Origin of the sequence: Thermofilum uzonense (genome assembly GCF_000993805.1) — an archaeon.
In the GTDB taxonomy this organism is placed as follows: Archaea; Thermoproteota; Thermoprotei; order Thermofilales; family Thermofilaceae; genus Thermofilum; species Thermofilum uzonense.
Genome location: NZ_CP009961.1, coordinates 346,741 through 358,967, shown reverse-complemented (window position 1 = coordinate 358,967; position 12,227 = coordinate 346,741). Strand labels below are relative to the sequence as shown.

Below are 12,227 nucleotides of genomic sequence, written 5' to 3'. Positions count from 1 at the left end.
TGTGAGAGATGGCTAGCCCGGAAGAATACGCTGTATCGCAGGAGGCTGAAAAGCTTGCTGGGAGAGCCCTAGCAGAGATAGCGGCTGAGGCACTTGAGAGAGCCTCATTTATTGGTCTTCCGATAGACTTCTCTGTAACAAGCAACCGAGGGGTTGCTGTACATTTTAGGGGTAAAAGAGCTTTCTTCCGGGTGGTTGCGGTAGCTAATCCTAGTAGAGGGTATACTGTGTGCCTTAGACGCTACTTGAGTGATTGTGGAGAGATCGGAGTTATTCGGGCTCCAGGCGAGGTACAAATCCACGTTACAAGTATACCGACTTACTTGAGCTCCCCAGGAGAGCTATACAATGGCTTTGTTGCTGATGTTTGGAATCGACGCTTCCTCTCTGTACTGAATGGTAAAATGGAGAAGATTTCCTTTGAGGAAATTCCCAGTAAGCACGGACAAATCCTTCTCCGTGAAGTCGAGAATATGGGCGTATCCAGCATCATAAGATATTATTTTTCGCCCGACACACTCGACTATGCTTTTGGCATATTAGAGCTAAACCTGCTTCCGGTGTGGCTCAACAGTCTGAGCGAAAGCCTATCTGTTTCCGAAAAAGCCGCTATGAAACTTCGTGAATTCTTGCGATCTAAGGCTCATTAACCAAAAATCATATTAAGAATATTAACTATCTCAACCCGATGGAGAAAAAAACAACCCTTGTGCTTTTAGCATTAATGCTCTCTTATTCTCTCATCGCCGCCTCTCAACCCTCATTACCAGGAATCCCGTCGCTATCACGGGTATCCGTCTCCCCTGACCTGGGCATGGGTAAACCAGCTATAGTCTTACCGGGAAAGAGCTTCTCGTTCAAGCTAGCCGGCACGCAGGACCAGCCAAAGACAGGTTACATATGGTCTGTCTTCCTAAACGGAGAAAAACTAGTGGTTGCAAACTACACCGTAACGGTCTCCTATTCGAGCGGAGTCGTAACAGTAACGATTCCCGGCGACGTTAAGCCTGGCCTCTACGATCTTGTACTTGTAGGACAGTCTAAAACAGAGATTCCTAGGAGTGTATGGGTCTACGACACTTCCAAGACGACGCTTAAAATAGTACACGTAAGCGACCAGCACTACGGGGCCGGACAACCTGACGTGATTGTTGGCGACATGAACAGGCTGGCGGGCTACGTTATGTCGGGCCTCCTTGGGCCAGACTTCATCATTGACACAGGTGATGTGGCCGACACAGCCAGCGAGCAACAGTATAGATGGGCATACTCATATGAGCTCGCCTTTCTCTACTCGTATCCTATTCTAGCGATCCCGGGAAATCACGATACTCCTCCTGACGCATGGCTTGTGTACTTCGGGAGCACGACATGGTATAGGGTTATAGCGGACAAGCTACTGATAATCGGGCTGTACTCGTACGAGCAGGGCTACCCGACTTTGGAGCAACTACGATGGGCTGAAGGACTGTTAAAGCAGTATTCCCAGATACCAGTAAAAGTGATACTTGTTCATCACCCCGTATTCTACTACCAGGGCGAGTTAAAGACAACCTACGATGACGCAAAAGTGATAGCGCCATACGATCCAGAGAAGAACCCGAACTCCCCAATATACTCCTCTTGGAGCGGGAATATGAACATCACCCGGTATTTCCTGAAGATAGTTGAGGAAAACGGCGTTAACTATGTCTTGTCTGGACACGTGCACAGAGACGTTTTTGTCAAGTATACCAGTACCCGCACAGGCAAGACTACATACTTTTTAACGATAACTACCCTGGGCATGGGCTCAGCAATATACGATGGGCTAGACTTCTACTTGCTCGACCTCAAATCTGGACTAATAGACTTCCCCGTGAAGCCTCCAACCTTCATAGGCTTCGCAAACGACTCAAGTAAGCTTGCACAAAACTCCATCCCTGTCGGAATCTATCCGCCTAGAAATAACCTTGGCGTCTCAAACCAGGTGTTTACACCCACATCCTTGTATCAGTGGCCGCATGCATACGTATTAACACTTGAAAACAAGCTAAACTACCTCAATTTGGAAAACACCATGGTCTGGTGTCTACCCTGGAACGGTGACTTCTCGGCAAAGGTAATTGAGTCAACTGGAGGCTCACTCTTCAGCGTCACAGACAAGTTAGTGATGGGGGACAAGCTCTTCCTAGCTGTTAGAATAAAACTCCCATATCAGAGTAAACTCGTCGTAGCACTGAACAACGCCCCTGATACCACACCTCCAACTATAAATCTAAAAATGCTTATACCTGAGAAACCCGTGCCTGGAGCCTCCTTCCAGGCATACATAAGCGCGGGCGACGAGGAATGGGGTGTAGCGAACTTCACGGCAAAACTGGTAGTAGGAAACAATGAGTATGCACTAAGCCCACAACTCTATACTCCCGGGACGATTCTTGACCCCTTGAACTCCCTGACATTTAAACTCCAAGGAAAAATCCCTGAAAACGCTGGCGAAGCTAAACTCGTAGTAAAGGTCATAGACTATGCTGGCCACGAGGCCACAAAAGAATTTACCTTGTATTCAGCACAGCAGGCTCCGCCGTCTCAACAACAACCATCACAGCCATCGCAGCCAACACAGCCCTCACAACCACAACAACCAACACAACCATCACAACCCACACAGCCGACACAGCCAAGCGAAGCCAAGCCTGAATCCTTGAACTTTGCAACAATCCTGCTTGGAGTCCTAATAGCTGCAGCCCTCTTTATACTGTTGCTGGGTCTCACGAAATACACTAGGAGGAAAAAGTGAAAAGGTAAATTTTATAAGTTTTTTAGCCCTATCATCATTGATGAAAACAGAAAAAACATTAATCATATTACTGTTCTTGATGGCAATTATTGCTTTCTCGCACAACATTTCCGCTCAGCCAGTTATCGTTGCCGCCGATTTAGGTCACGGTGAAAGCAACAAATATCTAAACTATATAATGGGGAACATAACCTTCGTAACATGGAAGATTATAAAAGAGCCTATAACCCCCTCAACACTAAAAGACGTTGATATACTATTACTGGGGCAACCTACAGTCGCGTTCAGTCCAGACGAAATCGCAGCAATTAAGGCATGGCTTAACACAGGCAACAAGGTTCTCTATGTAGCAGGAGACAGCGACTATGGTCCTGGCGGTAAAACAATACTCCAGCTAAACGACCTCCTAGCAGGAATAGGAACAAAGCTCAGGCTAGAGCACGGGGCTGTCTACAGCGATAACCCTGACGTGACAGCAAAAGCCTATTACAGAATGCTCACATTCGTAGAGCCCGACAACTATCCTGGCCTCAGAACCGATCTTCTGAAGAGAGATATAACCCTACCCATACTCATGCATGGGCCAGGCTGTATCATCTGGCAGGACGCCCAGGGCAAATACCATGACCCTGTAAAGGAGACATTTCCCGGATTAATACGTCTCGTTTGGGCTCATAAAAGCTACATGGGCGACAACACTCCCCCGACTCCCTACGTCTACGACCTCATGAGTTACGGCAAGGGAACAGGTGATCACGACTTTGTCATGTATGCCGCTGAATACTGGCCTGACAAGAACGTTCTCATAGTTGTCTCAGGCGAAAGCATTTACGGCGACTATGAGCCCGCGTGGGCTTCAAGCTATTACGGTAAAGATTTAGACGGCCCAACATTTGTGACCAATCTCTTCAGGTGGTGGGTATACGTGTTAACTGAGGCTCCGACCCAGGCCGCAATCGCACAACTCGCACAGAATACACAAGCAATGGCTGGAACAATTAATACCCAGGCTAGCCAGATCCAAGGGCTCAAATCAAGCGTCGACAGCCTATCAAGCAAGGTTGACAGCCTGACCAGCTCACTTAACTCCCTAACAAGTACTGTTAACACGCTGATGATAATTTCAATAGTGGAGGCCATACTTGTCCTAGTAGCTCTCGCGTTAGTATTCCTCCACAAGCACAAGACTAGTTAAGTAAAACTTTTTCTCGTATATTTCTTATATGGTAAGCCAGGTTAAGGATTTAAGCAACATATATGCTGGATACTCGATAGTGATATAAAATGAACAAGAACATCGTTATTTTAGCCGCCGTGGTACTTCTTATCGGAGTTATTGGAGCCGCTTTCCTGTTCCTACAAAAACCACCCGTTCAGCAGGCTCCGCCGTCTCAACAACAACCATCACAGCCATCGCAGCCAACACAGCCCTCACAACCACAACAACCAACACAACCATCACAACCCACACAGCCGACACAGCCAAGCGGGGTCACGCTCTATGTAATCACAAGGCATGAGCAAACAATTCAGGATCTCACCAGGAGAATGTTCCTTAACAGTAACGTAGCTAAAAAGTACAACATTGTAAATATAGTATTCTTGCCTGTGAATGCAGAGCAATGGCCTGAATACATCAAAAATGCAGTCTCCAAGGGTAGGGGGATAGATGTAGCGTGGGGCGGAGGCCCTACTCTCTTTAACCTTATAGACGAGCAGGGACTCATTGAGCCTGTAGACGAGAGTAAGATACCCGAGTTTAGCCTGGTGAAGCAGGAGCTTGCAAAGATACCCAAAACTATCGCAGGGGCCCCAACTTATAAGGTGGGAAACGACGGCCTTATCCATTGGATAGGCGCCAGTATAAGCAGTTTCGGCTTTACGGTGAACAAAGATCTCTTAAGCAAATACGGGCTACCCATGCCAAAGAAGTGGTCAGATCTCGGGAACCCTATCTACGCTAAAAACCTCCCAGCAGTACCACTTGTAGGCACAGCTGACCCAACGATGAGTACAAGTAACACTAGAATGTTCGAGATCATTCTTCAAGCATACGGATGGGACGCAGGCTGGAAAGCATTAACACTTCTCGCAGCTAACGCTAAGATTTACAGCGGTAGCAGCGACGTCAGAGATGCAGTTATAAGAGGAGACATAGCTGTCGGGACAACAATAGACTTCTACGGCTACACTGCACAACAACAAAACCCTGCCTGTCTATACATCATACCCAACGGTGAAAGCATAGTAAATGCCGACCCAATAGCCGTACTTAAGGGTGCAAGCCATCCAAGGGAGGCGGCGGTTTTTGTCGCCTGGGTTCTCAACGAGACTGGAGGGCAGCTAGTATGGCTTGACCCGAATATTAACAGGCTTCCGATCAACCCGAAGGTCTTTGATACTCCACAAGGAGCTCAGAGACCTGACTTGAAGAAAGCCCTTGAAGACGTGCAGAACGCTGGTGGAATCAACTTTAATGAGACGCTATCCTCTCTATGGGTTACTGCCGTCGTAGACTACTTTAAAGCAACACTTGTAGACGCGCACGACGACCTCCAACCCGTTTGGGCTCAGATCGCCCAGGCATACCTCAACGGTAAGATAACTAAGGACCAATTCAATAAGCTTGTTGACTCTCTAACTGCCCCAATAATATTCACTGACCCATTAACAAAGAAGAAAACTACATTCACCATCGACTACGCAATAAATATCAGCAACCAATTGGCTAATAACCCCTCAATATACCAGGACTTGATGAATCAGTGGCGCGAAGGGGCCAGACAAAGATACCTCAATACACAATCACTTCTCAAACAGATGACCGGCTCCTAGAAAAAGAATTCTTTTTTTCCCTTTTTCTTCTTAAATATCTTTCCTGTGGGCAAAAACACGCTCACAGACCATGTATAGGTATAAAGAGCTCGAGTTATAATTAAGAATATAAAGAGAGTCCGTTAAGATTTTTAGGTGCTTATCTGTGAGAATCAGGAGAGGAACCCTTTGGACGGTCGGAGCCGTCCTGTCGATTGCATATCTTCTTACGTTTTTCATCACTCCAGCTATTCTCAACCTTGTTGATCCAATATTGTGGATCGCGTGCATAGCCTCGGCTGTAATATTATACAAGCTTGGCTACGACTACAGGTGGATTAAATTCAGTTCAGGGCTAAGCTTCCTAGCAATCTTCACTCTACTTTATGATTTTTTCCTTATCTCGATTGGTGCTCATGGAATCGCACGCGGCGTCGCGTTTCTTCTCACACCCTTACTTGCAACAGCGGCCGGAGGATTTCTCTACGAAAAAATTCAATCCTTTAAGAGGACACGTGAAGCCAGGAAAGGTATTGTCTCTCTCACGAGAAGAATCCGGACAACTCTTTACGAGCTAGACCCTCTGTTGTGGGTCTTCATAGTTTTTGGTTCTAGTTTCCTAATAGTATTCCTTGTCTCGCCCATACTCTTTGTTCTCGTTAATGCGTTCAGGGCACCCTCAGGTGGTGCATGGTACTCCAACTTTCAGAGAATCTTCTCCGCCCGCGAGTATGTTAGGCTGGAAACTCTCCCAGGGGAGCAGTTCGCTTTTGCTGTTCAGCTCGGAAACGAGACGCTCTATGTTATCAAAGGTCTGAACTATGGAGCGCTTGTTAACAGCCTGATACTCTCCCTCTTCGTGACCTCGGCAGCTACAGCCATAGGAATCATTATGGCTTTCATACTTGCAAGGTATAGTTTCCCAGGCAAGGATTTCCTCAGAATACTGTCCCTTGTCCCATTATTCGTGACCCCCTTTGTAAACTCTTATGTAGTCAAGATCCTTTTCAGCGAGTATGGTCCAATCTCCCTCGTAACCCAGAGTCTATTTGGATGGAAGCTTAGACTGGACGGCTTGGTAGGAGTCGCCTTAGCACAAATAATCTCCTTCTATCCGATAGTCTACCTCAACGCTTACAGTGCCTTCCTTAACGTTGACCCAAGCACCGAGGAACAAGCAGAAAACCTTGGAGCTAGGGGCTTCACCCTCTTCAGGAGCGTCACCTTCCCACTAGCTCTTCCAGGAATAGTTGCCGGAGCTATAATCGTTTATATTTTCAGCCTAGAGGATGTCGGAGCGCCTCTAATCTTCCAGGAGTGGAATCTTATGAGTGCTCAGATATTTAGGGGATTCATGACGCAGACAGGAATAGTATCACCTGAATCTGCGGCTCTCGGTATAGTTATGCTTTTTATCGCCGTTATGGGCTTCCTTGCCATAAGGAACTATGTGGGGATGCGTTCCTACGCGATGATCAGTCGTGGAGGCAGACTGGTTTCCCGAGCTCGTCCACTCGGTCCCCTGGGGAAGCTCGTAGTGTATCTTATCGTCTTCCCCCTAGTACTATTAACTGCTTTTCCACAGATAGGTGTTTTCCTGTTAGCCTTCAATGTCATGCCTTCAAGAGGCTTCGAGATAAACTTGGGAAGCTTTACACTCGATTATTTCGAGAGATTGTTCACCGACCCTGGTGTATTCACTTATATCAGGAACACCTTAATCTATGCTGCACTCTCCGTTATACTGGCTGTCGTCGTAGCAGTAATGGTCGGCTATGGCGTGAGCAGGATACGTGTATCATGGCTTTCCAACCTACTTGATACTCTTGCAACCGTGCCTATAGCTATCCCTGGATTAGTGATAGCCCTGGGCTATTACTACTTCTTCACAACTATATTCTCTGGAACTCCTCTAGACCCTGCCTCGATTGGGGCTTTCCAAGCCTGGGTAGTGCTGGTAGTCTCCTACAGTGTGAGGAAACTGCCCTACGTGGTTCGATCCGTCTATGCGGGCTTTCAGCAGGTTCACGTCGGCTTGGAGGAGGCCGCGCTTAACCTGGGGGCTACCAGGGCTAAGGTTGTTTTTGGTGTCGTGTTGCCCTTCATCCTCTCCTATATTTTCAGCGGAGCGGTACTGGGCTTTATTTACATGGCTACGGAGGTCAGCACGAGCATAACGATCGGGAACTTTAACCCATCACAGGCGCCAATGACATACTATATGATGAATGTCTATAAGGGAGGGTCGCCGATAGGTGTTCAAATCGCCGCTGCTATGGGAGTGCTGCTTATATTTATACAGCTGGTCGCAATGTTAATTGTTGTAGGAGTATTAAAGCAGAGGTATGCGTTCATCGGGGTGTGAGCTATGGTGTGGATAAAGATCTTGAATGTGACAAAGGTGTACGGGAAGGTTAAGGCTTTAGACAATGTCTCGCTAGAGATCCGCGATGGAGAGCTCTTCACAATGCTAGGCCCTAGTGGATGCGGGAAGACAACCCTCCTGCGCATCATTGCTGGCTTCGAGGTCCCCGAGGAGGGTAAGGTCTTCTTTGCAGATCAAGACGTTACATTCGTGAAGCCCTACCAGAGGAATACGGCTATGGTGTTCCAGAACTATGCGCTATGGCCCCACATGACGGTCTTCGAGAATGTCGCCTATGGTCTAAAGATTAGACGGAAACAGCTTGGACTCAGCGACGAGGATATAGAGAGGAGGGTTAGGGATGCTCTGAAACTAGTAAGGCTTGAGGGCTTGGAGGACAGGTATCCTCTGCAATTAAGCGGGGGGCAACAGCAACGGGTAGCCCTAGCGAGAGCTTTAGTAGTGGAGCCGAAGGTTCTCCTGCTCGATGAGCCGCTTAGTAACCTTGACGCTAAACTGAGAATCGAGATGCGTGAAGAGATAAAGAGGATACAGTCATCGCTTGGGATAACGACAGTATATGTGACTCATGACCAGGAGGAAGCCATGAGCCTGGCTGACCGTATAGCGGTGATGAACAAAGGTAAAATCCTCCAGGTAGGCACCCCGAAGGAGATATATTCTAAACCTAACAACCTCTTTGTTGCAACATTTATTGGGAGAAGCACGTACCTTGTAGGGATTGCCAGGGAAATATCAGGAGAAAAAGTAAAGGTGTCCTTTGATGGACAGTCGCTTGAGGGGTTTATCGCACCTGGACACACCGTGAGAGAGGGAGACAAGGTCGCTGCCATAATGAAAACCGAGGACTTTAAAGTTGATGCATCCGAGTCTAACGCACTAGAGGGCATAGTCGAGATCCAGATGTTCATAGGCATGTTCAACCAGGTTAAGGTTAGAGTTGGAAATCAGAGGATAACAGCCCTTCTTGATCCAGCGCTAGAACTCAGCTCAGGTCAGAAAATAAGACTCGCCATAAAGCCTTCAGAGGTTAGCGTCTTCCCGGTTACGGGCTGGGAGGAGGAAAGCTTCGCTTAAAGCTGCAAAGCTACCAATAAACTGATATTTGGCTTTAGGAATTATTAGAAATCGTGGCAAGTCGCAGGTTAGCCGAACTCACTTATGTTGAGGTCGGGAAGCTTCTCAGCGAAGGAATAGACACAGTTATTTTTCCCATAGGAACTATCGAGCCTCACGGCCCTCACCTTCCTCTCGGCACTGACAACTATATACCTGAATTGATAGCTGAGAAACTCGCGGTGAAAATCAACGCTCTTATCCTCCCAACCTTAAACTACGGTGTCACGAACAGCTTACATGGTTATCCAGGGTCTATAAGAGTGAGGCCTGAGAGCTTGGAAAACATTGTCTACGACGTTCTTGAGAGCATTGCATTTCATGGCATTAGAATAGCATTGATACTAAACGGCCATGGGGGCAACACTCTCGCTTTAGACAACGCTGCTCGGAGAGCTTGGCTTGACCACAGGCTTGCGACACTCCTTATCGACTGGTGGACACTTGCACGAGACAGGGGATTAACTAAAAAGTACTTGGGGAAGGAGGGGGGACACGCGGCTACGGACGAGACTGCGCTCATTGAACTCTTCCGACCAAACATCGTCAAGAAAAGCCAGTATAGTAGCGATGCGATCTTCACCGCCTCAGCTGGCGTGCGAGCATATCCGTTGCCAGGGACCATAATCAACTACTCTGAAACAGAGGGTGAGGTCGTCTTTAGTCCTGAGAAGGCTGAAGAGTATCTTGAAGCACTTGTAGAGGAGATAAGGCAGATTTACTTGAAGCTCAGGCAGACGCTTTCCTTAGTCGACATCCCGTCTCGGAAAGCCTAGCAGCTCCTGAGGATAGCAGAGAAAGGGATTGGAGTTTATCCTCGCACTTTTAATCTCAGGTTTCTAGCCGGGAATTCGCGTGGTGACAACGCGTTGAGCAACCTGTTCACGTTATTTCTGAGCTCTACGAGCGGTTCCGCGACAAGGGCTAGCTCCTCCTTATCATAACCCTCGTCTGGGAATAATAGCTTTAGAGCACCTGATAACAGCTTTTTAACAGCTTTCTCGTCTCTTATTGTTGGGGCTCCTTGCAGCTCAAAGGTTGACTCGACCTCCTTTTCGAGGCTTTCAGTCCTTATCCTGTGAAGTACCTCGGCTAGATAGTCGGAGGCGATCCCATAGCCCCTTGCCAGGTGCTCATCGCTTTTCATAATCTTGGGCAACTCCCATCCATGTATGAAGCCGTGAACACGGTCCAAAAAGGCTGTGTCATGCATGAAGCTAGGGAGGTGCGAGATTATGCCTTGCGTGGTAGCAGTTTTCTCTGCATCCACGTTGCCTATAAGTACCAGGGAACAGGTGCTTGGTCTCTTCGGGTGAAAGCCGCCCCTCTCGAAGTATCCGTCCACCATATAGTCCTTTAACTTGGCTACGACCTCATCAGAGTTTGAAAACTTTATCTTACTTATCTCGTCGAAGACGACAACGTCGTTCACGACGAGATCTCCTGGAATGTTGCTTCTAGCATCATAGAAGAGCTTTGCGGGCGACACGATTCCGCCGGAGTATATCCTCGAGTAGTAGGTCAAGTTTCTATATGTGAATGTTTTGCCTGTAGCCCTGGGTCCAAGCTCTAGGATATTAACGTTGGCTTCAGCCATGGGGATTAGTCGCACGAGTAAGAGCAGCTTTTGCTTCAAACTGTACGCTGAAGGGTTTAGGCCCACGCTCGTAACAAGCACGTCTATCCACTCCCCAAGTGAAAAACTCGTCCTAGCTTCTCTAAAAACCTCGACATCTATATTGTAGGCTTGGAAAGGCTCGAAGTCCTCCATCATCACGGGGGTCAAGTTCTTACCCTTTGTCTGTAGCCCAGGGTCGTAAATGAGCAATCCAACTCCCCAAAGCCCACTGTAGAGCCTCTCGTTCTCTTTTATTATCCTCTCATCTATGAGCGCGTCATCTATGCTTAGGGCGGGTATCTGGAGGAGAAACAAGTCTTTTTTCAGGTTGACGCGTACCCTAAACTCATCTAGGATTTTTATAGCGCCCTTCTCCTTCAGCCTGCCAAGGAACAACTCCCTTGAGCTCGGCTCAGGGTATAACTCGTTTACCTTTGCTGTAACCTCGTCGATGCACTTCTCGCCGGGCTCACTGCATAGTCGGCCTATCATGAACTCAGCTATAAAGGCGGGTATCCTGCTAACAGAACCAGTTCGTGTAAGGCTCTTGTCTACTGCGTACTCTCCGAACAGCATTCTGACCTTCTCGTCTATGTTGATAGACACTTGCCATCACCCCGCGTGTTAGAGGAGCCTCTCGATGCGATTTCGTAACCTTGAATCCCGTGGAGCTTTTTTGTCTTTTTCACTCATACGGGTTAGGGAGTTCTCATCTTCTTTGGAGGTATTACTTTGAGAATTTAAACCATCCTCCACGTGAAGCGTAGAGTTGAAGGTGTTCGAGAAGAAAAGGAGGAAACGGTAAAAAATCGTTAAGGGATTATGTGCCTTCTCACGGTTAAATGATCCCTTAACCTCAAAACCATCTCCCGAGGAGTAGAGAATTATTTTTTCTGTTTCTTTATGGGGTAGATCGACTCCTGATGCAAGTCCTATGAGATTTTTGAATAAGGAGGAGTCCTCGCGTATGCCTTTGAACACGATTCCTCCTGCCGGTGTCCCTACGGAAAGGTCGAGGTACCCTAGCCGGAATAGACGGGAGAGGATCGGCTTTTTAATTCTGACCTCCTCTATGATATACGTTGGGATGTATCTTACAGTGAGTCGTGGGATGATCGAGTCTTTCCTGATACCTCTAATTTCGAGGGTGCTCCTGGTGAGGCGGTACTCACTGAAGAGCCTTTCGACGTCTATCGTTATAAGGGCTATCGGGGAGAGTATCAGAGAGCCCAAGAAGAAAGAATCATTTAAACTTGAATAGCCTATCAGACTAAGGCCGAAAGAATAGGAGTAAAGGGCGAGTGTAAAAAACTTCTCGGGCCAGCCTAACTCGTATGAAAAAAGGTGGTAGATGCCGAGCAAGACCAAGGGAACATAGATTGTGAACTGTCCAAGAAAATCCCCAGTAGCGAAGACTAGCACTATTACTGGGAAAGCGTATCGACCCAGGAGTGAGAGGCGGGAGGGCCTCGTTGCGTCAATCGCAACCATACAGAAAACATTGATTCTGG

General features: G+C 47.6%; 9 protein-coding genes. 7 read left to right on the top strand and 2 right to left on the bottom strand.

Translation table 11 applies throughout. From position 1 onward, the window contains the following. The first annotated feature begins 8 nt into the window (after window positions 1–8). The 7 genes from MA03_RS01940 (at window position 9) to MA03_RS01910 (ending at window position 9,874) form a co-directional block, all read left to right on the top strand. Window positions 9–650, top strand: coding sequence for a hypothetical protein (locus tag MA03_RS01940; protein ID WP_052883659.1), 642 nt, complete (start codon window positions 9–11; stop codon window positions 648–650). Between the two features lie 38 nt (window positions 651–688). Continuing rightward, window positions 689–2,782 (top strand): metallophosphoesterase family protein, encoded by a 2,094-nt coding sequence (locus MA03_RS01935; RefSeq protein WP_052883658.1) that lies wholly within the window; start codon window positions 689–691, stop codon window positions 2,780–2,782. Between the two features lie 40 nt (window positions 2,783–2,822). Next, window positions 2,823–3,977: a motility-associated ABC transporter substrate-binding family protein gene (locus tag MA03_RS01930; protein ID WP_052883657.1), complete on the top strand. Its 1,155-nt coding sequence runs from the start codon at window positions 2,823–2,825 to the stop codon at window positions 3,975–3,977. An 89-nt stretch (window positions 3,978–4,066) separates the two neighbouring features. Further along, window positions 4,067–5,617, top strand: a complete 1,551-nt coding sequence (locus MA03_RS01925) for an ABC transporter substrate-binding protein (protein WP_052883656.1) — start codon at window positions 4,067–4,069, stop codon at window positions 5,615–5,617. 145 nt (window positions 5,618–5,762) lie between these two features. After that, window positions 5,763–7,961 (top strand): ABC transporter permease, encoded by a 2,199-nt coding sequence (locus MA03_RS01920; protein ID WP_191118658.1) that lies wholly within the window; start codon window positions 5,763–5,765, stop codon window positions 7,959–7,961. 3 nt (window positions 7,962–7,964) lie between these two features. Beyond that, the gene (locus MA03_RS01915) at window positions 7,965–9,059 is read left to right on the top strand and encodes an ABC transporter ATP-binding protein (RefSeq protein ID WP_052883655.1); all 1,095 of its coding nucleotides are present in this window, start codon (window positions 7,965–7,967) and stop codon (window positions 9,057–9,059) included. Between the two features lie 53 nt (window positions 9,060–9,112). Then, a complete protein-coding gene (locus MA03_RS01910) occupies window positions 9,113–9,874 on the top strand; it encodes a creatininase family protein (protein ID WP_052883654.1) in 762 nt (253 codons plus the stop codon). 35 nt (window positions 9,875–9,909) lie between these two features. On the opposite strand, the gene brxL is transcribed toward MA03_RS01910, so the two are convergent. Continuing rightward, window positions 9,910–11,322, bottom strand: a complete 1,413-nt coding sequence (gene brxL / locus MA03_RS01905; protein WP_052883653.1) for a BREX system Lon protease-like protein BrxL — start codon at window positions 11,320–11,322, stop codon at window positions 9,910–9,912. A gap of 18 nt (window positions 11,323–11,340) precedes the next feature. Then, complete coding sequence (locus tag MA03_RS01900) at window positions 11,341–12,207, bottom strand: hypothetical protein (RefSeq protein ID WP_052883652.1); 867 nt, start codon at window positions 12,205–12,207, stop codon at window positions 11,341–11,343. Window positions 12,208–12,227: the final 20 nt, after the last annotated feature.

Bases quoted from the DNA above. Each gene is read 5' to 3' on its own strand.
- MA03_RS01940 (WP_052883659.1), top strand. From the start codon at position 9: ATGGCTAGCCCGGAAGAATACGCTGTATCGCAGGAGGCTGAAAAGCTT.
- MA03_RS01935 (WP_052883658.1), top strand. From the start codon at position 689: ATGGAGAAAAAAACAACCCTTGTGCTTTTAGCATTAATGCTCTCTTAT.
- MA03_RS01930 (WP_052883657.1), top strand. From the start codon at position 2,823: ATGAAAACAGAAAAAACATTAATCATATTACTGTTCTTGATGGCAATT.
- MA03_RS01900 (WP_052883652.1), bottom strand. From the start codon at position 12,207: ATGGTTGCGATTGACGCAACGAGGCCCTCCCGCCTCTCACTCCTGGGT.
- MA03_RS01925 (WP_052883656.1), top strand. From the start codon at position 4,067: ATGAACAAGAACATCGTTATTTTAGCCGCCGTGGTACTTCTTATCGGA.
- MA03_RS01915 (WP_052883655.1), top strand. From the start codon at position 7,965: ATGGTGTGGATAAAGATCTTGAATGTGACAAAGGTGTACGGGAAGGTT.